Genomic DNA, 22,553 nt, shown 5'->3' on the forward strand with positions numbered 1-22,553 from the left:
ATGCCCGTGTATTATTGCCTCGCCGACATCCGAACATCTCGATCAATTAGGGCACCAAGCGCGGGTCGGCCTCGTCGTGCCAACAACCGCTCGACCCGCCCCGTGCCCTGTTTGACTCAGGCAAGCTCCATCTGCCCGGATACGCGCCGGCGTTCCAATATCGTGGCCAGCGTGTCGTCCTCGAAATGCTGGTGGGACTTCAGATCCTCCAACATCTTGCGGAACGCCTGATGCTTAGCGGTATCGCGCTGTTTCGTATGCGCTTCGAGCCAAAGGCTCGCCTCCGCGATGGTGAGTTCCGCGGTGCTCTTTTTGATCCGTCGGGAGATCGTCACCTGCGTCGGGATGTTACCATAATCGCCGAACAGATCGGGAAATGCGCGGCCCGATGCGATCCGGCCCTTCCGGTTGCTGACCTCGTTCAGAAGCTTGACCAGCGCGATGTTCTCGAGCTGGCTGGAAAGCTTGGCGATCTCGTCCGAAAAATCGCGGCGCACGCGCTCCAGCACGACCTCATTAGACGCCTCGCCATTGCCAGCTTCGCGCATGATGTCGCGGCAAACCTCTTCGATGCCGTTTCGAAGATCGCTCAATGTCGGTTTCACAGCCATGCCGGACGCCTTTCCACAAGGCGGGCTACGTTAGAACAAATCGAGACCCCTTTCCAGTTGATTCGGTCATGGTATGATCAGAACGGCTTCGCCCTCCGTCCGCCCGACGCCACCAGCGAGCCGATGCTCGCCCCCTCGTCCGAAACGACCGGCGGTTCCGCATCAGGTGTCGGGGATGTCGGTGCGGGCTCGAGAGCCGAAGAGCGGTCGGTCGAGGTGGCGCTGGCAGGGCAAGGTTTCGCCAAGTGTTCGTCATGGTGACGGGCGACCGCCGGTCTCGGTGGCGCGAATCTCGTGGCGTACCCGCAACCCATTGAACATGACGCGATTGAGCGTACGATCCACGACCATGGCAGGCGTGTCGGGAGATCGGGCCTGTCCGGGGGACGTCGATGCTGCTTGCCGATAATGAAACCAAGATCGACCTTCTCAACAACGAGGCGATCGCGACGACGATCGTGAAGTTGCTACAAGATCGCCCCGACAAGCCGGTAACGGTCGGCGTGCATGGCGACTGGGGTGCCGGCAAGTCGAGCGTCCTAGAAATGATCGAGTCTTGCTTCGAGGGCGACGAGACAACGCTTTGCCTCAAATTCAACGGCTGGCGTTTCCAGGGTTTCGAGGACGCCAAGATCGCCCTGATCGAGGGGATCGTCACGGGTCTGATAGAAAAACGACCCGCCCTCACCAAAGCGGCGCTTGCCGTCAAAGACGTCTTCCGCCGTATCGATTGGCTCAAGGTCGCAAAGAAGGCGGGCGGTCTCGCATTTACCGCATTCACGGGCGTTCCGACGCCAGATCAGATCCAGTCCGTCATGGGCATGGTGCAAGGGGCGCTTGCGGACCCGATGAAGCTCGCGACCAAGGAAAATGCCACCAAGGCCCTCGAAGAGGTAAAGGATGTCCTGAACGAGAAGGGGGGCACCACCAATGTCCCCGAGGAGATCAACGCCTTCCGGAAGGCGTTCGACGATCTGCTGAAGGAAGCCGGCATCAAGCAGCTCGTCGTGCTGATCGACGATCTCGACCGCTGCCTCCCCGATACCGCCATCGAAACGCTCGAGGCGATCCGCCTCTTCGTCTTCACCGAGCGGACCGCCTTCGTGGTGGCGGCCGACGAAGCGATGATCGAATATTCGGTGCGAAAGCATTTCCCCGATCTGCCCGACACCACGGGACCACTCAGCTATGCGCGAAACTATCTCGAAAAGCTCATCCAGATCCCGTTTCGCATCCCGCCGCTCGGCGATACCGAGACGCGCATCTATGTGACCCTCCTCCTCGTCGCCGCAGAACTCGGCGAGGACGATCCGGCGTTCAACGCTCTCATCGCGGTTGCGCGTGAACGGCTGAAACGGCCCTGGCTCGAAGGCCCGCTCGATGCCAAGTCCGTGCGCGACGCGCTCGGCACCAAAGCGGCGAGCGCGAATAATGCCCTCACCCTGTCCGATCAGATCGGGCCGATCCTCGCCAGCGGCACGCAGGGCAATCCGCGACAGATCAAGCGATTCCTGAATGCCTTGCTGCTGCGCGAGCGGACGGCGGACGCGCGCGGTTTCGGCGAGGACGTGAAGCTCCCGGTCCTCGCCAAGCTCATGCTCGCGGAACGGTTCATCCCGCGCCTCTTCGACCAGATCGGCGCCGCTGCGGCCGTGTCCGACAATGGCAAGTGCGGCGATCTCGCGCGGCTCGAACGCATCGCGAACGACAAGACGGGAGACGAGAAGCCTTCCGCCCCGGACGTCCCGGCGGGCGAGAAGGCCAGGCCGGGCAAGCCCGTCGGCAAGGCTGCGCCCAAGCTTCAATCCGTCGCGAGCGAGGCCAGCGCGCAACTCGCCGAATGGCTGTCGTCTCCGGTGATCCGGGCATGGGCAGAGGTCCAGCCGCTCGTGGGAGAGGAAGACCTGCGCCCCTATCTGTTCATTGCCAAGGACCGGAAGGACTATTTCGGTGCCGCCTCCGTCCTCGGGCATCTGACGGGGGTCGTCGAACAGCTCTTCGGCGGAAAATTCGTCGTGCAGGCGATGGAGGGCGATCTCGCGCGCCTCGCGCCGCCCGAAGCCGCCCGCGTGTTCGAAGCAGTCAGGGGGCGGATCGTGGGCGGGGACGCGTTCGATACGCAGCCGGCGGGCGCCGACGGGCTCGGTATCCTCGTGAAGGCACAGCCCGCCCTCCAGACCAGCCTCCTCGACTTCCTCGAGGCACTTCCGCGTGATCGCCTCGGGCCCTGGGCGTCTGGCGGATGGGATGTGGCGCTTAAGGACGCCGAGATCAAAGCGCGCTTCGATCGGCTGCTGGCCGCGTGGAGCAAGGACGGTTCCGCGATGCTCAAGATGACCGCGGCAAACGTCCTGCGCACCCGCCAGGGTGGTCGCTGATGGGGACGTCGAGCGTGTTCGGGGGACAGGGCGGCAACAGCCCACTCGTCCCCAGCTTCGTCGGCGACGCCGGCGCACCCTCCTCGAACGATGCAGCGGACGGCGCCGACGGCGCCGACGGCGCCGGCGACGGCGGGACGTCGCCGGCCGATCCGCCGCAGCCGCCGCAGCGGCCACCGGTACCGCCCAATGGCGACGCCGCGCGCTTTACCGCCGCCCGCAACAATTTCTCCAGGTACGCGAGTTCCGGTGGTGCCGATCGCGCCAGTCTCGGCCGCGCGATCTCGCATTATGTCGGCTCCTCGACGGGCGGCGCGCGCGGCGCGGCCGCCCGCATGGGATCGGCGCGCGGAGCGGGCAGCAGATTGCTCGGCTTCCTCAGCGATGCGACCACGCGCGGGGTCGCCGAAGCACTGCGCGCCCTCAATCTCGCGAGCCTCGCCGGGCGTCCCGTCGAGGAAATCTTCCTCGGGCTCGCCGATTATGTCTGTCCCGATGGCGGATCGGTCGACGAGGGCATCGCGCGTGAAGCCTTTATTGAAACCATCGTCGATCTGGCCGGCGCCGGCATCACCGATCTCGACACGCTGACCGAGGACCAGATGCAAACCGTCTTCGAGCTTTACGCGAGCAACGCGATCGAGGCACGATTGTGTAACGACATCGGCACGAAGGCGGTGATGCTGCCCGCCAGTGCCCGTGAGGCAGCAACGGTGCAGGCGCAGCTCAACGACTTCATACGCCGCGGTGTCGCGGACGCGCTGACCGCCGCACGGTCCGCCGCGGCCGCGCTGACGCCGGACCGTGTGCTCGGCTTCGTCACGCAAATCTACGAGCAGGCCTTCGATATCCTGCGCATCATGGGTGATGGAGAAGCCGCGGCATGAACCGACACGTCATCATCGGCAGGCTCGGCGCTGGCGACCGCCTCCGTGTGCCGCGCACGACCGACGAAACCGCCACCCGCCTCGAACTCCTCAACGACAATTTCGAGCTGGAGCACGGCATCGGGCGGGCGCTCGCCGACCTCGGGCGCGAAGGGGTCTATCCAAGCGAGATCGGCATCGACCTCATGGTGCTCGCAACGCATGTCCATGCCGCCGACACGCGTATCGCCCGTGCGATCGATAGCCAGGATGGCTGGACCCGGGAAATCAGGCTGGTCGTGCCGGTTCGCGATCCGCGGCTGTGGGCTACGGCAGGCCCGATCTTCGAGCGGTTGCTCGGCTTCCTGACCGGCGATCGCTGGACGCTCGGCTTCCGCTCTCGACCGCGCCGCTTCGCCGATCTCGCGGGCACGCCGCAGACAAGTCTGCTGCCGCCCCGGTTTGACCATCTCGCGCTCTTCTCAGGCGGCCTCGACAGCCTCATCGGCGCCATCGACACGCTCGCTTCGGGCAAGACCCCGCTCTTCATCAGCCATGCCGGCGAGGGCGCGACGAGCGAAGCCCAGACCATGTTGCAAACCGCCCTTGCCAATGCCTATCCCGGACGAGGCTTCGCGCGGCTGCGGCTGTGGATGGCGTTCGCGCAAGGGCTGGTCGCAAGTTCCGGCGGTGAGGACACGACCAGGGGCCGATCGTTCCTCTTCTTCGCGCTCGGCGTCATGGCCGGCACCGGCCTGGGTCGAGAATTCACGCTGCAGTGCCCGGAAAATGGTCTGATCGCGATCAACGTACCCTTGGATCCGATCCGCTTGGGCGCGCTCAGCACGCGCACCACCCATCCCTTCTACATCGCTCGCTGGAACCAGGCGATGGCAGCGCTCGGCATCACCGGTCGGATTGAGAACCCTTATTGGGACAAGACCAAGGGCGAGATGGTCGCGGATTGCCAGAACCCCGCGTTGCTGCGCGAGGTCGCCCCCACGTCGTTGTCGTGCTCATCGCCGACGAAGGGGCGTTGGCAAGGCCTCGGCGTCCAGCATTGCGGTTATTGTCTGCCTTGCCTCATACGCCGCGGCTCGCTCGCCGCAGGCTTCGCTCCTGCCCCCGACCCCACCGTCTATACGCTCGACGATCTAACGGCGCGTCCACTCAACACCCGGGAGTCGGAAGGCGTCCAGATTCGCTCGTTCCAGCTCGCGATCGATCGGCTGCGCCGCCGCCCCTCCCTCGCGCAACTCCTGATCCACAAGCCCGGACCGCTCGCCGACGAGTCCCCCGCGCGACAAACCGCGCTGGCGGACGTATATCGCCGCGGCATGGAAGAAGTCGGCCAGATCCTGAACGGCGTGCGGACACGGCCCTTGTGAGCAAAGCCAATACGAAGGCGTCGCCGCGCGGCGTCGACTTCCACTGTCATCTCGACCTGTTCCCCGACCATGAAGCCGCGATCGAGCGGGCCGAGAAAGCCAGCATCTACACGCTCACGGTCACCACCACGCCGCGTGCCTGGCTGCGCAACCATAGCCTCACTCGTGACCGGCGTTTCGTCCGCGCGGCACTCGGCCTCCACCCCCAGCTCGTCGGCGAGCGCGAGAACGAGCTCGCGCTATGGGAGCATCATCTGCCCGAGACCCGCTATGTGGGCGAGGTCGGGCTCGATGCGGGACCGCGCTTCTACAAGACCCTGGACGCGCAGAAACGCGTCTTCCGGCGGGTGCTCGAATGTTGTGCCGATGCGGGCGACAAAGTCCTTACCGTCCACAGCGTTCGCGCCGCGACGCCGGTCCTAGACATGATCGAAACCTTTCTCCCGTCCGGGCGCGGCAAGGTCGTGCTCCATTGGTTCACGGGGAGCCGCAGCGAGGCCCGCCGGGCGCTGGAGCTTGGTTGCTATTTCTCGGTGAACGCCGCGATGGCGGCGAAGGATCGCGGCCGGGAACTGATCGGGACACTGCCGAGCGACCGCGTGCTGACCGAGACGGACGGCCCATTCACGCAAGGGGAAGACGGCCCCGCCCAGCCAAACGATGTTCGCTCGGTCGTCGCGGCGATTGCGCGGATACGCGATGTGCCCGAGCATATCGCTCATCAGGACATGATCGCAGCATTGCGCACGCTCGTCGCGAGACCCTAAAGCCACGGCGCGGCTTCCGGCTCGACCTTGCTTGTGCGGCGTCGCGCCTATTGCGAGCCTTCGCTTGCCATCGTGCTCTTGTTCTGGGACCGGGGTCAGCTTCGGTTTTCGGTGTGCGCGACGCAGGCTTTTCGCCGCCGTCCGTGGTCCCGGTCGATGGCCTTCGATGCTCAGACGCGCCCACGTCGGCCCCGCCCATTCGCCTGCGCGCTCAGAAACCGGACCGCCGCTTCGAGACCATGCGCGCTTCCGCAGGCATCCCATGGCGAGCAGCCGAGTGCGGGTAACTGGTTCCTGAGCGCCATTTCGCGCAGGGCGGGCGGGTAGAGTTTCGCCACCGCCGCTCGCAACGTCTGGCGCCGCGCGGCGATCGCGGCGGCTTCAATTGCATCGGCCTCGCGGCGCCGACCGAGTGCGGCGATCGTCTCCATGCAGCGATCAAGTCCGACTGCCGAGGCGCCGGCCAGCGCAAGCGGCGTATCGTTCCCGCCCTCGAGCGGCATGAGCAACCACGAGGCCGCCTCCCCCGCCAGCACGCGCGTGGCGGCGCCGCGCACGTCGGCCACGCGCGCCGCGGCCTCGCGGGCTCGCCGCGTCATGCGCCGTTCGATCGCCCGGTAGCGGGCTCCCTCGAGCGGAAGGCCGAGGAGACCATCGGTCGGCTCGTCCCCGCCAGCGACCATATTGGCGAGCGTGCGCAGCGTCGCAATGAAGTCGCCATAGGGAACCTCGCCTGCGACCAGCAGATCGTTGGGCGACGTGTCGCTGCCTGGTAGCGCGGTCGCCAGCCAGAGCTGGGGCTCGAAGTCGACCGTCTCCGCGAACGGGAGATCGGCGAGCATGTCATCCACGAGCCGATGCGTGGTGTCGGCGCGCTGATCGATCGCCAGCAAGCGTTGCTGCTCATGCTCCAACCGCCGCGTCACGTCGTCGGGTAGACCGTAAACGCCGCTCTCCTCGGACTGCAGAGCACCTGCCATGCACAGCGCCTCGAGATACTCCTCCACTGCCTCGCGCGGTAGCCGGAGAGCGGGATCGTGCCTGCGAACCCATGCCCGTACCGCCGCCTTTGGCGGCCGGGCAAACGATGGCGCGATCAAGGCTTCGAGATAGTTGAGCGCGCCATCGAGCGAGAATGATCGGTCTTCGAACGTACGAGGATCGTGGACCGATACGAACTGGTCTAGGAGCGTTGCCTGCCATTCCGCGTCACCGACCGACCATCCCGCGCCACCACCGACGATCCCGATCAGTTCGCCGTCATCGTCAGCTATCAATCGCGCCAGCGCGTCGTCCGTCACGGGCCGGACATCCCGCCGGGCTTCCGCCACGGCGCGCAGTAGCGCTTGGCCTTCCGCCTCGGTCGCTGCGTCCGCACGGCGCTTGCGCTCGGCGTCCTAGGCCGCCCGACGCTGCGCAGCCGCCTGCCGCTTCGCCGCTTCGGCAGCCAGCTCCGCACGGAGCGCCTCCTCAGCGCGGTCGCGCCTCGGATTGCAGAGCCAGGCGCGTGGCGCCTCCCGCAGTAGCCCGCGCTCGATCGCCTCGATATCCTGGCTGGTGCGCAGCCGGCGCAAATTGATCTCGATCGCGGGCCAGCCCCTCGACTGGATCAGCGCGATCTTCTCCTCGCCACATGGGTGGGTCACACAGACCTCGACGATCAACTCGCGCCCGTCGCCGAGGATCAGCACGATGTCGGGGACGATTCCTTCGAGCCGACGCTCGGAACGCACGTCGCGGAAGGTCATCCACCGCGCCTTGCTCTCCTCGCGAGACGTGCCATCGACGACGGCCGTCACCACCGGTGTCCAGATACGCTTTCGTTCGACCAGCAGCTGTTTGGCCCAAAAGTGCGCGTTCGTCTCCCGCCCGCTACCGCATCCCGAATTTGCGCCCTGGTGGGCAAAATGAGCGGCCTTCTTCGTACCCTTGCGCGCGATCAGCCTTACCCTGCAAGCGGGGCAGATCAAACCGCACGCCCCGCCGCGCCGGGCGGCGCTTATGTGGACGGGATTGTCCTCGTGATCGAGGCCCCAGACGAGATCGACGCCGAAACCGGCAAAGGCTGCGTGCTCGACGAAACCAAATGGATTGGGACTGAAATCCTCCACGCCAACGACCCCACCTTCGATCGACCGTCATCCTAGAACCGGCTGCGGGATCTGAAAACGTCTTCGGCCGGCTTCGCCCCTGATCTTGCCTTGCTGCCGGCTCCGGATGACGATCAATATCGAAGCGGGCGGGTGCTTCGCCGAGGGTGATCGGTGCGACGTCTCCCAGCCTGACGGCTAGGACCATCGCTCTACTCCGCTGCCGCTCCGCCGAGCCCGCGCGCGGTCTCGGCCCATGCGGGTAACGATCGACTGACGGAGCGGGCGGACATCACCGTTTCGAAAAGCGCCAGTCCCTCACCCGTTGGCTGTCTACACCGGACCTATCGTGTGACGCAGAACGAAAGCCGGCGGGCAGCAGGCGCAGCGTGGACGCGAGGGCGAAGGTGGTGGCTTGTAACGGCTGCGGTCGGCGTCACCGGGCTCCAATGCTGACCACGCGGGACCCCTGCCGCCGTGCTTCACCCCGCTCTTGGAGGCGCAATCCTTGGGCCAGCTCGGGGCCTTGTACAATCAACCTGCGATGGGTCCGGGCGCCTCGCTACGGCTTCTTGCCTTCGGCAACAAAGTGATCGTGGCCCCTCCCCGTCCTGTCGGGTGCCTGTCGAGCGGGGATGAACCCCGCCGGCTTCACAGGGGCCTTAAGACATGTTCGACGATATCTGGATCGCCCGCAAGAACGCTCAAGGCCGGTCATTCCATGCACGATGCGCGAACATCAAAACTGGCCGTACATACAGGATCGTTCGGCGCCAGCCGACCGAGGCCATCAAGATCAAGCCACGCGATTTCCGCTAATGGGAAAGCTTCCGGTCGCGAACCCGACGCATTCGGCCGCGACGCGCTTCGTCCAAGGCATTAAAGCCGTCGCCGACGACCTCTGGTAGAGATATTCAGAGACGAAGCGAGCAGAACACAAAATGACGAAATGTGAAGATAACAATTTTCCCTGCCAAGACCTGGACTACGACCCATTCGACAAAAACGCGCGTGCAGAGCTTGCCCAACCGATTGATGCAGATCAGCTGGTAAATATGTCCGAATATTGCATGCCAGTACCTGTCGATCCGGGGTTCCTAATTGGTGACATGGATCACAAATTATATCTCAAGCCACTCAAGGGTCAGTCTGGTCTCTATCATCTCTGGTCCGCGCATGACGACTGCGATGATCATGGCACCTATACGATGCTGTGCGCCTATGTCGGGAAAGGGCCTCCCGATACTCGCATCGCAAATCATATTGCGAAAAAATGGCCGAACGGCGTCACATTGCACGCAACATTCAGCGTGATGAGCAATCGACTAGCCAAATATTACGAGCAACTGTTCTTAGACACATACCGGTTTGCTTTGAATTACGCTGAAAACCCAGGGACCTTGGATCTGTTTGCCGTATGGGACGAGGACCGCTTCATAATGGGGACACATGCAAACGAGGTGTCCGAGCTGAGCACGATGCAAAGCCCCGACGATTGGTAAGCGATCAGCCGAGACGAAAGCGAAGTCGGTCGGAACGGCGTATGATGGTCGTCAGCCGACGTTGGCACGGGATGAACGAAGGGCCGGTTACCGCACTGCCTTTTTCCAAACCGGCCGTGCCGCTCTCCACCATCCGCGGGCGTTCGAGCTCCCTGCCCTGCCGCCTGAACGAACGTCCGCTTTCTCAAAATCCCCGCCCCAAAGCGGACAGGCCGCTTTCCACCAAATTTGACCGGCTGCAAGTCGCACACCCAAATACGGCGCAAGAACCCCCGCCTCGCCCGCTAGCTTCTTATGTGCCTTTTTATGCAGTCAGGATATCTGATGCGCAGCGGCGTGAAAGCGTGGCCCCAACACCGCAATGATCTTTCCTCCGCTGATGCGGATTGATGCGCCTGCTACCCCATTTAACACGCTTATCCCCCCGCCTCGCCCGCGAGCTTCTTGTGTCGGTTTCGGTGCGTTAACGGGCAACGGCCAATCCCAAGGTATTCCGCCGCTTTTACCCACATATCACGGCAGCATCGACGGTGCGTTTGGGTGCACCAATGGCCGCTTGGGCGAAACCGCATGCATCAAGTCCAAGCGGGGAGCTCAAACACGCCAAATCGGTCGTTTCCTGTCACCGCGAGTCGGGCGCAGGAGCGCTGTCACAGAGTACGGCCGATCAGCGCCGCATACGTCCCGTCGACCATGCCCAAACAGCGGGGCGTTTGTGGAACCTCTGACGGTCGTCGATCGGCGATCTTCCCTCTTTATAATGAATGGTGCTGGTTTCAGACCGCTAGGCGGACTCGCGCTCATTCCCTTCCAGCGCGTCCGCCAGTCGGGCAAGGGCGACCGCCAACGCTTCGTTGCTGACGCTAAAGCCTACCGCTTCGCGCAATGGCAACTGGGCGACCATCATCGCCTGCTCAGCACGGCGTTGCTCAAAATGCTGGACCGCGTCGGCCGGTACCGGCGCGGGACCTATGATGCGCTCGACGATCACGCGGGCAAACGCAGGAATGCAGAGTCGGTAAGCGTTGCTAACTTGACGGATTCTCGGTCCGGCACCCTCTGCCTCGAAAATCGGTTCGGTTCTGCGGATCCAATCCAAAAAGCCGTGATCTTTTAGTGCTTTCAAAGCGCGCACGATAGCGTCACGCGACCGCCGCAGCTTTCCCACGAGATAGTCGATCGACGGCTCGAGCCTGCCCGACCGGTGACACACTATACGATACAGCGCACGCAGGACCTCGAGCCCGACATGACCGAGCGGTCCGTTGCGCTTTCCAGGCTGCTTGTGCTGCCGGTCGTAGCCTTCTGCCGCAACCATGGCCGGCCCCATCTGCCGTTTGCTGACGGGTCGCCAGAACCGGGCTTCACACGAGCCCTTAAGAAAGCTGTCGCGGCGCACACGGTTCCGCGAGACACCGTAGAGGCTGGTCTTGCCTATGATCTCGTGGAGCGAGCGCGCGGTCATGCCGCCGCTCCCTGGGCTTCAAAGCCTAGCGGCGCGGACCTTCGAGCAGCTCTGCCGCTGGCGCAAAACCATCGAGCAGCAGGTCGGCCCACTCCTGAGCGATTTGGATACGGCGCGGCAGATACGCGGCGCGGTTGTAGGTCGCCTCGACGCCGTCTGGAATGTGCGCGAGCATGAGGTCGATGATTGCACGATCGCCCGGTCTGTCGAGCGCCTGCGCGCGTTCGTTCATCACCGTCGAGAAGGTCGATCGCCAGCCGTGCGGCACATGCCGCGCCCGGACCGCCAGACGATTGTAGAAATACCCGATCGCATTCTCGCTGATCGGCTTGTGAGCGTGGCGCTGGCTCGGAAACACCAGCGGGCCGCGCGGTGCGAAGGCACGCGCCGCGCGAAGCACGTCCATCGCCTGTCGGGACAGTGGCACCAGAAAGTCGAAGCGGTCGTCCTGCTTGCGCGCGACCCGCAATTTCATGCGGTCGGCCGGGATGCGCCATACCGGTGCATCCTCGTTCAAGGCCTCCAGCTCGGCCCAGCTGGTCGTTCGAAGCGTCCCTGGCCGAAGTGCTGTCAGCGCGAGGAGTCGCGACGCGAGCTTGGTCATAGGATGTGCAGCCGATGCCTCGGCGGCCATCAAAAGCGCCCGGGCTTCCTCCAGCGATCCCAGCGCCGGCTGCCGTTTCTTGATAAGCGGCTTCATTGCTCCCCGAATAGATACAGCTGGATCGCTCGTCGCGTATCCCGACGCGATCGCAAAGCCGTAAACCGCCGAGATACGCTGCCGAACACGGCGTGCCGTCTCGACCGATGGCCGTTCCTCGATCCGCCGCACGAGTTGGAGCACCATGGGCGACGTCACCGCTGCGACCGGTGTCGAACCGATGTACGGAAAGACATCCCTCTCGAGGCTGTTCAGGACATCCGCGGCGTGCACCGCCACCCAGCTCGACACCTGCTGGGCGTGCCATTCCCGCGCTACCGCCTCGAACGTCGTTGCATGCTCCATATGACGCGCCGCAGCAGTTTGCTTGCGGTCGACGCTCGGATCGGTCCCAGCCTTCAAAAGCCGTGACGCTACGTCCCGGTGCTCGCGCGCGAGCGCCAAACTGACTTCGGGATAGCTGCCCAGCACGAGCAGCTTTTCCTTGCCCGCGATTCGATACTTCCAGCGCCAGGAACGAAAGCCCGTCGTTGTCACGAACATGTGAAGCCCTCGGGCATCGGACAGCTTGTAGCTCTTGTCCGCCGCCTTGGCCTGTCGGCAGCGTAATTCGGTCAGCACTGAATACCCCCAAAACGTCTTTGGCGTACCCCCAGAATACCCCCAAAAAGCGTGCGCTTGGCTGGGACACGATGGGAAGCGCCGAGACTACCTCACAACATAAAACGAGGCAAATCCTCGACTTATGATACGGTTTGAGACGCCGTGGGAAGGCAGGGTGGCGGAGCGGGAGGGATTCGAACCCTCGATACGCTTTTGACGTATACTCACTTTCCAGGCGAGCGCCTTCGACCACTCGGCCACCGCTCCGCATTGCTCTGGAAGTGGGTCTGCTAGTGCGGGTTTCACGCGCGCGCAAGCGATTGCGTGTGCAGACGCACTCGGGCAGTCTCCGGGCATGTTGAATTTCCTCTTCGCCGCCGTGCTCGCGCAAGCTGTCGCTACCCCACCCGCTGCCGCGGCGCTCCCCTCGGATTCGGTGCCGGCCGACTGGGTCGCGGTGCCGGACGACGAGTTGCTCGTGTTCACGCTGGCCAACGGACACAGCTTCACCGTCCGACTCGCCAGCCGGTATGCGCCGGTCCATGTGGCCAATATTCGCAAGCTCGCCGCCGCGCGGTGGTGGGATGCGGGGACCAGCGTGTACCGGGTGCAGGACAATTACGTCGCGCAATGGGGCGATGCGACCGAGAAGAAGCCGCTGGCCGCGGGCGTCGTCGAGACCCCGCCGGCGGAATATTCGCACGCCGGACCGACGACGGTGGCGCGGCTGGCGCAACGCGACCCTTATGCCGAATGGGCAGGGTATAGTCGCGACGGCTGGCCGCTTGCCGGCAACGGCGCGACCGAGTGGCTGCCGCATTGCTATGGGATGGTCGGGGTCGCGCGCGACCTCGCGCCCAGCACGGGCAGCGGCGCGGAGCTCTATACAGTGATCGGTCATTCGCCGCGTGCGCTGGACCGCAACATCGCGGTCGTCGGGCGCGTGATCGACGGGATCGAGTGGCTGTCGTCGCTGCCGCGCGGGACCGGCGATCTGGGCTTCTACACGACCGCCGGCGAGCGCAGCCCGATCGTGTTTGCGCGGCTGGCCAGCGCCCTCCCCGCCGCCGCGCGGCCACATTTCGAATATCGCCGCGCGGACAATCCGCGGTTCATCGCCTGGATCGCCTCGCGCGAGAACCGGTCGGGGCCGTTCTTCACGGTGCCGGCGGGCGGCGCGGACATTTGTGCCGCGCTGCCCCCGGTGCGCAAGGCACCCTAGCGGATGACGGGCGGCGTGCCGAACAGGCCCGCATTATAATCCTCGATCGCCCGCACGATCTCCTCGCGCGTGGTCATGACGAAGGGCCCGTGCGACACGACGGGTTCGCCGATCGGGTCGGCATGGCCGTAGAGGATCGTGGCGGGCGCTTGCGTCGTGACCGCGATGTCGCCGTCCATCGCGAACGTGGCGAGGTGGTGCGGCTTGACCGGGGTCCCGTTGGCGGAGGGGGACCCGGCGACGACGTAGAAGAAGACCGCGCGACCGGCTGGTGCGGGCAAGTCGACATGGCCCCCCGCCTCCAGCGTGACGGTCATCATCGCGACACCGGTCAGCGACTCGATCGGACCCTGCGTCTCGCCGAACGCGCCCGAGATCAGATTCACGACGCCCCCTTCGACGGGAATCGCGGGAATGTCCTCGCGCTGGAGGCCGGTATAAGCAGGCTTGGTCATCTTGAGACGGCCGGGAAGGTTCACCCAGAGCTGCAGGATTTCCAGCGGGCCGCCGTCGCGCTTGAACGACGCGGGCGATATCTCGGCGTGGATCAGGCCCGAGCCCGCGGTCATCCACTGGACGCCGCCCGCGCGGATCACGCTCTCGTGGCCGCCGCTGTCGAGATGCGCCATCTCGCCCTCGAGGATGAAGCTGACCGTCTCAAACCCGCGGTGCGGGTGCGGACCGAAGGGGAGGCCGGTGTTGCCGGGGCGATAGGTCTGGGGCCCGTGATGGTTGAGGAACAGGAACGGATCGACCTGCGGCAGGCCCGGCCCCGGCAGCGGACGCCGGGTGACGAGATCGGCGATGTCGTCGCGCTGGGCGGGGTATTGGCGGAGGAGCTGGCGCATCTCAGGAGGCCTCGCGGTCGGCGGCGGTGGGGCGCACGATGTCGGCGAGCAGGTCGTCTATACCGGCGACGAGGAAGTCGAGCGTGCGCTGGTCGGTCAGGCGACCGTCAGCGATCTTCTCGTGCACCGCGCCGACGACGGCCTGGGGACGCAGGACGACCCGCGCGCCGATCGAGGCCAGCGTCTCGTTCAGCTGGGCGTGTGCGCGGGCACCGCCGACTGCGCCCGGCGACGAGGTGAGCGTGAAGACCGGCTTGCCCGTCAGCGTTGCCTTGCCGTGCGGGCGCGAGGCCCAGTCGAGCGCGTTCTTCAGGACGCCGGACATGCCGTGGTTATATTCGGGGGACGCGATGACGATCCCGTCAGCCGCACCGATCGCCGCGCGTAAGGCCGCAACCGCTTCGGGCGGCGTGTCGGTATCGGCGTCCTGGTCGTAGAGCGGGACGTCGTTGAGCGGGAAGATCGCGAGCGAGGCCTTGTCGGCGACCGCCTCCCCAAGCGTGGCAAGGATCGCGCCGTTGTACGAGCTGCGACGCAGGCTTCCGGACAAAGCGAGTAGCACGGGAGAGGACATCGAATTTCCTTAGTTGAAGCGATAGCCGGAGATGGCGGTTTGCAGGACGCCTTCGCTATAGACCTGCGTGCCGGGCTGGTCGGACGCGGCGGCGGCGACCATCAGCGGCAGCAGATGCTCCTCGCGGGGGTGCGAGAGGCGGCCGGCGGGGGCTTCGGCCCAACGGCCAAGCGCTGCGGCGCGGGCGGTCGGGTCGGCCTCGACCGCAGCGGTGAGCCATTGGTCGAAGGCTTCGGACGGCGCGGTGAAGCCCGGGTCGCCATAACCGCGCATGTTGTGGAAGCTCATGCCCGAGCCGACGATCAGGACGCCCTCGTCGCGCAAGGAGGCGAGCGCGCGGCCGGCGGCGGCGTGAAGCGCGGGGTCGAGATCGCGATCGACCGACATCTCAACGACCGGGATGTCGGCGTCGGGGAACGCGACCTTCATCGGGATGAAGACGCCGTGATCCAGCCCGCGAGTCGGGTCAATGGTGGCGGTCAGGCCGGCACCGCGGAGCAGGTCGACGGCGCGCGCGGCCAGAGCGGGGTCGCCGGGCGAGTCGTAGCGGATCTCATAGGTATGCGCAGGGAAGCCTCCGTAATCGTAGACCAGCGGCGGGGTGGCGGCGCCGGTAAAGGCGAAACCGCGCGTTTCCCAGTGGCCGGAGACGACCAGGATCGCCTTGGGCTTTTCCGGCAGCGAGGCGGCGATCGACCGGAGATACGCCGCCATGCCGGTCCAGTTGCCCGCCGGGTCGTCCATGAAGAAGCAGGGCCCGCCACCGTGCGGGATGAACAGGGTCGGCTGGCGGGTGTTTGTCATTGTCTTGAGGTAGGCGGCGGCGGCGGTGATCGGAAGGGCGTGAATGGCAACGCTGCGTTGCCGGTTGGCGTGCGTATCAGGTCCAGTAGAGGATGCGCGCCTGCGGAAGCTTCGCGGCGATCTCGTCTTGGAAAAAGCTGCGGAGCGCGCGCATCGTGTCCGCATCGTAGACATATTTGACCGAGCCGAACTTGGTGCGCTTCTCGGTGCGGTTCGCCATGCTGAGATCGAGCGACGAGCCGGGATACCAGGTTTCGAGCACCGCCTTCGATCCCGGGGTATAGCGGTGCGTGATCAGCTCGATCGTCACGTCGGGGACGTCGGCGAGCACCCCGCCCGCCTCCGCCAGCAACTCGCCATACGCCTCGCGCCACCCCTCCGCGGCGATGATCGGCGCGACCGTCAGGCCGATCCTGTAGCCGGCATCCGCCATTCGGCGCAGCGCCACCAACCGCGCGGCGACGGGGCTCGTGCCGCCTTCGAAGCGGGCATAGGCGGCGGGGTTGATCGACGCGCGCATCCGGGTACGGCCGCGGTGGTCGAGATCCAGCAACGGTTCGACCGCATCGAACTTGGTGGTGAAGCGGAGTTGCACGTCGGCCTCCCACGCGCCGAAATGCGCGATCAGCGCGGACAGCGATCCGGTGACGTGCTCGATGCCGAGCGGATCGGTGTAGCAGGAGGCCTCGAACGTCGTCCCCTCATGTGCGCGCGCGGTCGAGCGCGAGGTCACGGTGCCCTGCCCCAGATGCGCCGGGAGTTCGGCAAGGATCTCGGGCAGGTTCGCGTAGACTCGCGTGATCGGCGGCCCCTTCAACGAGCCCGCGAGGTAGCAATAGCCGCAATGCGCCGGGCAACCCTCGGCGAGGTCGATCCGCCAGTCCGCGCTGGGGGCGATCGGCTGCAGCTTGCGCTTGGACGGCGGCGCGACGACCAGCGCGAGCGTCGCCTTGGCTTCGGCATAGGCACGGCGCGAGTCGTCGGGGAGGTCGAGCTTGAGGCGGTCGCTCGGCAACGTCGTGACGGGTACGCCCAGTGCGGTGGCGCGGGACATGATCTCGGCGCCGTGATCCCAGGTCAGCGCGGACGGGGTCGCCAGCAGGCGGCGGGGTTGCCAGAGTTTGGAGGAGCGCATCGGGGGACAACGCCGGCCACCGCCGATGCGTTGCCGCTATTTGACGGGGCGCTTCTCGAGCTTCCGCGCGAGCGTGCGGCGGTGCATGCCGAGGCGCCGCGCGGTCTCCGAGATATTGAAGTCGGTTTCGGCGAGCGTGGTGTGGATCCGCTCCCATTCGAGCGTCTTGATCGAGGTCGGGCGCTCGGACAGTTCGGTATCGACGCTGCCCTCGGTGCGATCGAACGCGGCCTCGATATCGTCGGTGTTCGAGGGTTTGACGAGATAGTGCGACGCGCCGAGCTTGATCGCCTCGACCGCGGTGGCGATGCTTGCAAAGCCGGTGAGGACGACGACGAGGATCTCGGGGTCGTGCGCGTGGAGCGTCTGCACGCAGACGAGGCCCGACGCGCCGCCGAGCTTCAGGTCGACCACCGCGTAGCGCGGCGTGCGCTCGGCGAGCTGCTCGACGAGTTCCTCGTGGCTGGCGGCCTGCATCACCTCATAGCCGCGGCGTTCGAACGAGCGGCGGAGCGTGCGGGCGAACGTCTCGTCATCCTCGACGATCGCGAGTAACTTGGCGTCCGTCACGAGAGCGCGATCGCGGAGAGCGGCATGCGGATCGTGACTTCCGCACCGCCGCCCTCGCAGTTCACGACGGACACGCCGCCGCCCAGCTTGCGCATGACGTTGACCGCCAGGAACAGGCCGAGACCGTGGCCGGGTTCGCGCTTGCTCGACTGATAAGGCTTGCCGAAGCTCGCGAGCCGCTCCCGGCTGAAACCGGGCCCGCGGTCGCGGACGATCAGCGCGAGATTGCCGTCGCTGCGTTCGCCGCGGAACGCGACCCAGTGCGGCGAGGCTTCGGCGGCATTGTCGAGCACGTTGGCGATCACCTGTTTGAGTGCGGGGTCGGAGACGACCTGCGGATCGTCGCCGACCCGCGTGGTATAGTCGAAATCGACCGAAGGGTGCACCGCGCGCCACTCGTCGACGATCGCGTCGAGAAACTGGTGGAGCGGCATGATCTCGGGCGCCTCGCCGCGCGCCTCGCCCGCGGACAGCAGGATGCCGGTGACGATCGCCTTGCAGCGCTGGACCTCGGATTGCATCTCGACGATCTCGGCCTGGAGATCGGCGTCCTGCGCGAGCGTCGGCATGCGGCGCCAGTCCGCGAGGATGACCGCAATCGAGGCGAGCGGCGTGCCAAGCTCATGCGCGGCGCCCGACGCGAGCAGGCCCATGCGGACGATATGATCCTCCTCCGCGGCCTGCTGGCGCAGATCGGCGAGCCGCGTATCGCGCGCGCGCAGATTGCCCGTGATGCGGGTCATGAACAGCATTAGCAGCGTCGCGATCAGCATGAAGCAGAGCAGCGAGCCGATCGTGTAGAGGATGAAATACTCGCCGCTATAGTTGGGCGGCAGGATCAGCGGGTGGTAGTAGAGCGTCAGCACCCCGAAACAGCCCGCGGTGACCGCGACGATCGCCCAGCTCGACCAGCGATCGAGCAGGACTGCGCCGAGCACGACGTGGAGCAGATAGAGCGAGATAAACGGGTTGGTCGCGCCACCGGCGAGATAGAGCTGCGTCGACAACAGCCCGACGTCGAACAGCAATGCGAGCAGCAGCTGGATATTGGCACCCTTGCGCCAGCCGTACAGCGGCATGCTGGCGAGGTTCAGGCCGACGGCAGCGGCGAGCGCGGCCATCATCGGCACGAGCGGGAGATCGAAGCCGAGCCCGAAGCGCGCGAAGAGGATCGTGACGAACTGGCCCGCCACCGCGATCCAGCGCAGCGTCACGAGCTGGCGCATGTTCGCATTGCCGGTCGCGTCGGTGCGCGCGGTGGCGATCGCCAGCCAGCGTTGCCAGCCTTGGCGCGCGCCCGCCGAGGTCATGCGTCGATCGCCCCGCGCCGCTTGCGCGCATCCTGACGGACGAACACGACGAACGCGACGATCGTCATCGCGGCGAGCGCGAACCAGGTCAGCATGTAGACGAGGTGGTTGTTCGGGAAGGCGATGATCGTCTGGCCACCGACCGGGGCGGCGGTGCCCGACTTGTCCGCGTCGACGAAATAGGGCGCGACGTTGGTCAGGCCGCGGGCTGCAGCGATCGCGGCGACGTCTCGCGAATACCATTTGCCGGTGGCGGGGTCGTTGCTGCGGAGAAAACCACCGCCCGGCTCGGTGATGCGGAGATACCCGGTGATCGTGACCGGGCCGCTGGGCTTGGCGTGCGCTGCGCGCTGCTCGGGCGAGACATAGCCGCGGTTGACGAGGACGGTGAAGCCTTGCGCCGTGCGTAGAGGCGTGACGACCCAGTAGCCGCTGCCTAGCGCCGTGGCGGCGCGGACCAGAGTCTCGCGCGTGTTGTCGAGCGTCCCGTCGAGCCGGATGCGGCGATAGGCATCGCTGGGGGCGGTGATGGTGCCCCAGGAGGCGGGGCCCGGTGGGGGCGTAGGCGCGGCATGCGCGCGCGCCGCGACCTGTTCGATCAGGTTGAGCTTCCAGGCGCGGCGCTCGATCTGCCAGATGCCGAGCGCCATGAACCCGGCGAACAGCAGCAGCGCGACCAGGCCTGCGACATAGACGGCAGGGCCCGGTCGCGTGCTCATCACATGTCTGCCGCGGCCTGCATCGGCATCATGTTCGTGTTCATGTGGTACATCACCCAGATCGATCCGCTAAGCGTGATGACGACGAGGATGATCGTGAAGATCAGCGCCATCATCGTCCAGCCACCCTCCGACTTGCCGCTCATGTGCAGGAAGTAGATCATGTGGACGATGATCTGCGCGACCGCGAACACCATCACGACGAGCGCGGCGGTCGACGGGTCCTTGAACGCGCCGGTCATCACCGCCCAGAACGGGATCGCGGTCAGGATGACCGAGAGGAAGAACCCCTTGAGATAGCTGCCGCGCGTCCCGTGCGAGGCATGATCGCCGTGATCGCCATGGCCGTGATCCGCATGCGCGTCGTGCGTGTTTGCGTGGGGGTCGCTCATCGTAGGGTGCCCATCAGATAGACGAAGGTGAAGACGCCGATCCAGATGACGTCGAGGAAATGCCAGAACATGCTGAGGCACATCAGGCGACGCTTGTTCGCGGCGATCAAGCCGTGCTTCTGCACCTGCACCATCAGCGTGACGAGCCAGATCAGGCCCATCGTGACGTGCAGGCCGTGCGTGCCGACCAGCGTGAAGAACGACGACAGGAAGGCGCTACGCGTCGGCCCTGCGCCCTCATGGATGAGATTGGCGAACTCGTACATTTCGATCGACAGGAACGCGAGACCGAACAGCCCCGTGAACACCAGCCACATCTGCATGACGCGCTGGCGACCTTCCTCCATCGACAGCATCGCGAAGCCGTAGGTGATCGACGAGAACAGCAGCATCGCGGTATTCACCGCCACCAGCGGCAGCTCGAAGATCTCCTTCGGGCTGGGACCGCCGGCATAGCTGTTGCCGAGCACGGCATAGGCCGCAAACAGCACCGCGAAGATGAGACAATCGCTCATCAGGTACATCCAGAAGCCCAGCATCGTGCTGCCGCCCTCGGGATGCTCGTGCTCGTCCAGGTCGTAGAACGAGACTGGCTTGGTCTGGTTCAGACCGTCTTTCATCGGTATTGCGGACATCGCGTCAGGCTCCCTGGGTCGCGAGCTGGCGAGTGCGCGCGTCCTCGCTGGCGATCACGTCCTCGACCGGGATGTGGAAGTCGCGCTTGTAGTTGAAGGTGTGGAAAATGGTGGTGCCGAAGATGCCGGCGAGCGCCAACCCCGCGAGCCACCAGATGTACCAGATCATCGCGAACCCGAACGCCACGCTGAGCCCGGCGAGCACGACGCCCGTGCCGGTGCCGCTTGGCATGTGGATCGCCTTGAACCCGGTCAGCGGACGCACGTGCTTGCGATCCTTCATGTCGTACCAGGCATCCAGGTCGTGGACGACCGGCGTGAACGCGAAGTTATACTCCGGCGGCGGCGAGGAGGTCGCCCACTCCAGCGTACGGCCGTTCCACGGATCGCCCGTCAGGTCTGCGAGCTTCTCGCGGTTCCGGATGCTGACGAAGATCTGCATCAGGAAGGCACCGATACCGGCGGCGATCAGCGCTGCACCAAAGGCGGCGATGATGAACCAGATCTGCAGGTTCGGATCGTCGAAGTAGCGCATGCGGCGGGTCACGCCCATCAGGCCGAGCACGTAGAGCGGCATGAACGCGAAGTAGAAGCCGACCACCCAGCACCAGAACGAGATCTTGCCCCAGGTCTGGTCGAGCTTGAAGCCGAACGCCTTCGGGAACCAGTAGTTGATCCCGGCGAACATGCCGAACAGCGTACCGCCGATGATCACGTTATGGAAATGCGCGACCAGGAACAGCGAGTTGTGCAGCACGAAGTCGGCAGGCGGCACCGCGAGCAGGACGCCGGTCATGCCGCCGATCGTGAAGGTCACCATGAAGGCGATCGTCCACATCATCGGCAGTTCGAACCGGATCCGGCCCTTGTACATCGTGAACAGCCAGTTGAAGATCTTGGCCCCTGTCGGGATCGAGATGATCATCGTGGTGATGCCGAAGAACGAGTTCACGCTCGCGCCTGACCCCATCGTGAAGAAGTGGTGCAGCCAGACGAGATAGGCGAGGATCGTGATGACGAGCGTCGCATAGACCATCGAGCTGTAGCCGAAGAGGCGCTTGCCCGAGAAGGTCGAGGTGACTTCCGAAAAGATGCCGAACGCCGGCAGGACGAGGATGTAGACCTCCGGGTGACCCCAGATCCAGATCAGGTTGACGTACATCATCGGGTTGCCGCCCGAGTCGTTCGTGAAGAACGCGGTGCCGATGTAACGGTCGAGCGACAGCATCGCGAGAACCGCGGTCAGAACCGGGAAGGCGGCGACGATCAGGATGTTGGTGCACAGCGACGTCCAGGTGAAGATCGGCATCTTCATCATAGTCATGCCGGGCGCGCGCATCTTGACGATGGTCGCGACCAGATTGACGCCGGACAACAACGTCCCGATGCCCGCGATCTGCAGCGCCCAGATATAGTAATCGACACCGACGTCCGGCGAGTACGCCAGTCCAGAGAGAGGCGGCATCGCGAGCCAGCCGGTCCGCGCGAACTCACCGATGAACAGCGACATCATGACGATCACGGCACCCGCCGCGGTCATCCAGAAGCTGAAATTGTTGAGGAACGGGAACGACACGTCGCGCGCACCGATCTGGAGCGGGACGACATAGTTCATCAGGCCCGTGACCAACGGCATCGCCACGAAGAAGATCATGATCACGCCGTGCGCGGTGAAGACCTGGTCATAGTGATGCGCGGTCAGATAGCCTTCGGAGCCGTTGAACGCCATCGCCTGTTGCGCGCGCATCATGATCGCGTCGGAGAACCCGCGCAGCAGCATGACGATCGCCAGGATGATGTACATGATGCCGATCTTCTTGTGATCGACGCTGGTGAACCACTGGTTCCATAGATAGCCCCAGACCTTGAAATAGGTCAGCGCGGCGACGAGCCCGAGCCCGCCGATCGCCACCATCGCAAAGGTGGCGACGACGATCGGTTCGTGCAGCGGCAGCGACTCTAGGGTCAGGCGGCCGAAGATTGTCTTCAACAGAGTGTCGTTCATGATGGTTC

The 22,553-nt window shown here is 65.2% G+C and carries 22 protein-coding genes and 1 tRNA gene; 7 read left to right on the forward strand and 16 right to left on the reverse strand.

The features are described 5' to 3' along the window. Positions 1–116: 116 nt before the first annotated feature. Entirely contained in the window at positions 117–611 is a 495-nt protein-coding gene (locus tag ASE79_RS05345; RefSeq protein ID WP_156359526.1) for a hypothetical protein, read from the reverse strand. A 392-nt stretch (positions 612–1,003) separates the two neighbouring features. Here ASE79_RS05345 and qatA point away from each other — a divergent pair, with 392 nt between their 5' ends. Genes qatA through qatD form a run of 4 tightly spaced genes read left to right on the forward strand, consistent with a single transcriptional unit; the run spans position 1,004 to position 6,010 of the window. After that, on the forward strand, positions 1,004–2,989 hold the full coding sequence (qatA, locus tag ASE79_RS05350) for a Qat anti-phage system ATPase QatA (RefSeq protein WP_056412649.1): 1,986 nt from the start codon (positions 1,004–1,006) through the stop codon (positions 2,987–2,989). Next, complete coding sequence (gene qatB, locus ASE79_RS21375; protein WP_056412652.1) at positions 2,989–3,876, forward strand: Qat anti-phage system associated protein QatB; 888 nt, start codon at positions 2,989–2,991, stop codon at positions 3,874–3,876. The genes qatA and qatB overlap by 1 nt, the downstream gene beginning before the upstream one ends. Beyond that, a complete protein-coding gene (qatC, locus tag ASE79_RS05360; protein ID WP_056412656.1) occupies positions 3,873–5,243 on the forward strand; it encodes a Qat anti-phage system QueC-like protein QatC in 1,371 nt (456 codons plus the stop codon). Before qatB ends, qatC begins: the two co-directional genes overlap by 4 nt. Beyond that, positions 5,240–6,010, forward strand: coding sequence for a Qat anti-phage system TatD family nuclease QatD (qatD, locus tag ASE79_RS05365; protein WP_056412658.1), 771 nt, complete (start codon positions 5,240–5,242; stop codon positions 6,008–6,010). Before qatC ends, qatD begins: the two co-directional genes overlap by 4 nt. 170 nt (positions 6,011–6,180) lie before the next feature. On the opposite strand, the gene ASE79_RS05370 is transcribed toward qatD, so the two are convergent. After that, positions 6,181–7,311 (reverse strand): hypothetical protein, encoded by a 1,131-nt coding sequence (locus tag ASE79_RS05370; protein ID WP_056412662.1) that lies wholly within the window; start codon positions 7,309–7,311, stop codon positions 6,181–6,183. Between the two features lie 96 nt (positions 7,312–7,407). Beyond that, positions 7,408–8,121, reverse strand: a complete 714-nt coding sequence (locus ASE79_RS05375) for a competence protein CoiA family protein (protein WP_056412664.1) — start codon at positions 8,119–8,121, stop codon at positions 7,408–7,410. Between the two features lie 648 nt (positions 8,122–8,769). Here ASE79_RS05375 and ASE79_RS20760 point away from each other — a divergent pair. Beyond that, positions 8,770–8,919: a hypothetical protein gene (locus ASE79_RS20760; RefSeq protein ID WP_156359528.1), complete on the forward strand. Its 150-nt coding sequence runs from the start codon at positions 8,770–8,772 to the stop codon at positions 8,917–8,919. A 122-nt stretch (positions 8,920–9,041) separates the two neighbouring features. Then, on the forward strand, positions 9,042–9,602 hold the full coding sequence (locus ASE79_RS21565; protein WP_235516753.1) for a hypothetical protein: 561 nt from the start codon (positions 9,042–9,044) through the stop codon (positions 9,600–9,602). Between the two features lie 784 nt (positions 9,603–10,386). On the opposite strand, the gene ASE79_RS05385 is transcribed toward ASE79_RS21565, so the two are convergent. From ASE79_RS05385 to ASE79_RS05395, 3 genes are all read right to left on the reverse strand, one after another. Continuing rightward, positions 10,387–11,067, reverse strand: a complete 681-nt coding sequence (locus tag ASE79_RS05385; RefSeq protein WP_056412667.1) for a hypothetical protein — start codon at positions 11,065–11,067, stop codon at positions 10,387–10,389. A gap of 25 nt (positions 11,068–11,092) precedes the next feature. Beyond that, a complete protein-coding gene (locus ASE79_RS05390; protein ID WP_056412671.1) occupies positions 11,093–12,349 on the reverse strand; it encodes a tyrosine-type recombinase/integrase in 1,257 nt (418 codons plus the stop codon). 158 nt (positions 12,350–12,507) lie between these two features. Then, positions 12,508–12,598: transfer RNA gene (locus tag ASE79_RS05395), tRNA-Ser, on the reverse strand. An 88-nt stretch (positions 12,599–12,686) separates the two neighbouring features. On the opposite strand from ASE79_RS05395, the gene ASE79_RS05400 reads away from it, so the two are divergent. Then, on the forward strand, positions 12,687–13,553 hold the full coding sequence (locus ASE79_RS05400) for a peptidylprolyl isomerase (protein WP_056412673.1): 867 nt from the start codon (positions 12,687–12,689) through the stop codon (positions 13,551–13,553). On the opposite strand, the gene ASE79_RS05405 is transcribed toward ASE79_RS05400, so the two are convergent. The 10 genes from ASE79_RS05405 to cyoB form a co-directional block, all read right to left on the reverse strand. Then, a complete protein-coding gene (locus ASE79_RS05405) occupies positions 13,550–14,401 on the reverse strand; it encodes a pirin family protein (RefSeq protein ID WP_056412676.1) in 852 nt (283 codons plus the stop codon). The genes ASE79_RS05400 and ASE79_RS05405 overlap by 4 nt on opposite strands. Before the next feature lies 1 nt (position 14,402). Then, positions 14,403–14,975, reverse strand: coding sequence for an NADPH-dependent FMN reductase (locus tag ASE79_RS05410; protein WP_056412678.1), 573 nt, complete (start codon positions 14,973–14,975; stop codon positions 14,403–14,405). Positions 14,976–14,984: 9 nt separating this feature from the next. Next, positions 14,985–15,779: a DODA-type extradiol aromatic ring-opening family dioxygenase gene (locus tag ASE79_RS05415; protein ID WP_056412681.1), complete on the reverse strand. Its 795-nt coding sequence runs from the start codon at positions 15,777–15,779 to the stop codon at positions 14,985–14,987. A gap of 76 nt (positions 15,780–15,855) precedes the next feature. Further along, positions 15,856–16,914, reverse strand: coding sequence for a spore photoproduct lyase family protein (locus ASE79_RS05420; RefSeq protein WP_056412683.1), 1,059 nt, complete (start codon positions 16,912–16,914; stop codon positions 15,856–15,858). A gap of 36 nt (positions 16,915–16,950) precedes the next feature. Then, a complete protein-coding gene (locus ASE79_RS05425; RefSeq protein WP_056412686.1) occupies positions 16,951–17,484 on the reverse strand; it encodes a response regulator transcription factor in 534 nt (177 codons plus the stop codon). Then, positions 17,481–18,794, reverse strand: a complete 1,314-nt coding sequence (locus tag ASE79_RS05430; RefSeq protein ID WP_056412689.1) for an ATP-binding protein — start codon at positions 18,792–18,794, stop codon at positions 17,481–17,483. Before ASE79_RS05430 ends, ASE79_RS05425 begins: the two co-directional genes overlap by 4 nt. After that, entirely contained in the window at positions 18,791–19,513 is a 723-nt protein-coding gene (locus ASE79_RS05435) for an SURF1 family protein (protein ID WP_056412692.1), read from the reverse strand. The genes ASE79_RS05430 and ASE79_RS05435 overlap by 4 nt, the downstream gene beginning before the upstream one ends. Beyond that, entirely contained in the window at positions 19,513–19,905 is a 393-nt protein-coding gene (gene cyoD, locus ASE79_RS05440; protein WP_056412696.1) for a cytochrome o ubiquinol oxidase subunit IV, read from the reverse strand. Before cyoD ends, ASE79_RS05435 begins: the two co-directional genes overlap by 1 nt. Next, the gene (cyoC, locus tag ASE79_RS05445; RefSeq protein WP_056412698.1) at positions 19,902–20,540 is read right to left on the reverse strand and encodes a cytochrome o ubiquinol oxidase subunit III; all 639 of its coding nucleotides are present in this window, start codon (positions 20,538–20,540) and stop codon (positions 19,902–19,904) included. The genes cyoD and cyoC overlap by 4 nt, the downstream gene beginning before the upstream one ends. 4 nt (positions 20,541–20,544) lie before the next feature. Further along, the gene (gene cyoB, locus ASE79_RS05450; RefSeq protein WP_056412701.1) at positions 20,545–22,545 is read right to left on the reverse strand and encodes a cytochrome o ubiquinol oxidase subunit I; all 2,001 of its coding nucleotides are present in this window, start codon (positions 22,543–22,545) and stop codon (positions 20,545–20,547) included. Positions 22,546–22,553 lie beyond the last annotated feature (8 nt).

The organism is Sphingomonas sp. Leaf28, from assembly GCF_001421685.1.
In the GTDB taxonomy this organism is placed as follows: Bacteria; Pseudomonadota; Alphaproteobacteria; order Sphingomonadales; family Sphingomonadaceae; genus Sphingomonas; species Sphingomonas aurantiaca.

Bases quoted from the DNA above. Each gene is read 5' to 3' on its own strand.
- ASE79_RS05345 (WP_156359526.1), bottom strand. From the start codon at position 611: ATGGCTGTGAAACCGACATTGAGCGATCTTCGAAACGGCATCGAAGAG.
- qatA (WP_056412649.1), top strand. From the start codon at position 1,004: ATGCTGCTTGCCGATAATGAAACCAAGATCGACCTTCTCAACAACGAG.
- qatB (WP_056412652.1), top strand. From the start codon at position 2,989: ATGGGGACGTCGAGCGTGTTCGGGGGACAGGGCGGCAACAGCCCACTC.
- qatC (WP_056412656.1), top strand. From the start codon at position 3,873: ATGAACCGACACGTCATCATCGGCAGGCTCGGCGCTGGCGACCGCCTC.
- ASE79_RS20760 (WP_156359528.1), top strand. From the start codon at position 8,770: ATGTTCGACGATATCTGGATCGCCCGCAAGAACGCTCAAGGCCGGTCA.
- ASE79_RS21565 (WP_235516753.1), top strand. From the start codon at position 9,042: ATGACGAAATGTGAAGATAACAATTTTCCCTGCCAAGACCTGGACTAC.
- ASE79_RS05385 (WP_056412667.1), bottom strand. From the start codon at position 11,067: ATGACCGCGCGCTCGCTCCACGAGATCATAGGCAAGACCAGCCTCTAC.
- ASE79_RS05400 (WP_056412673.1), top strand. From the start codon at position 12,687: ATGTTGAATTTCCTCTTCGCCGCCGTGCTCGCGCAAGCTGTCGCTACC.
- ASE79_RS05405 (WP_056412676.1), bottom strand. From the start codon at position 14,401: ATGCGCCAGCTCCTCCGCCAATACCCCGCCCAGCGCGACGACATCGCC.
- ASE79_RS05410 (WP_056412678.1), bottom strand. From the start codon at position 14,975: ATGTCCTCTCCCGTGCTACTCGCTTTGTCCGGAAGCCTGCGTCGCAGC.
- ASE79_RS05415 (WP_056412681.1), bottom strand. From the start codon at position 15,779: ATGACAAACACCCGCCAGCCGACCCTGTTCATCCCGCACGGTGGCGGG.
- ASE79_RS05420 (WP_056412683.1), bottom strand. From the start codon at position 16,914: ATGCGCTCCTCCAAACTCTGGCAACCCCGCCGCCTGCTGGCGACCCCG.
- ASE79_RS05430 (WP_056412689.1), bottom strand. From the start codon at position 18,794: ATGACCTCGGCGGGCGCGCGCCAAGGCTGGCAACGCTGGCTGGCGATC.
- ASE79_RS05435 (WP_056412692.1), bottom strand. From the start codon at position 19,513: ATGAGCACGCGACCGGGCCCTGCCGTCTATGTCGCAGGCCTGGTCGCG.
- cyoD (WP_056412696.1), bottom strand. From the start codon at position 19,905: ATGAGCGACCCCCACGCAAACACGCACGACGCGCATGCGGATCACGGC.
- cyoC (WP_056412698.1), bottom strand. From the start codon at position 20,540: ATGTCCGCAATACCGATGAAAGACGGTCTGAACCAGACCAAGCCAGTC.
- cyoB (WP_056412701.1), bottom strand. From the start codon at position 22,545: ATGAACGACACTCTGTTGAAGACAATCTTCGGCCGCCTGACCCTAGAG.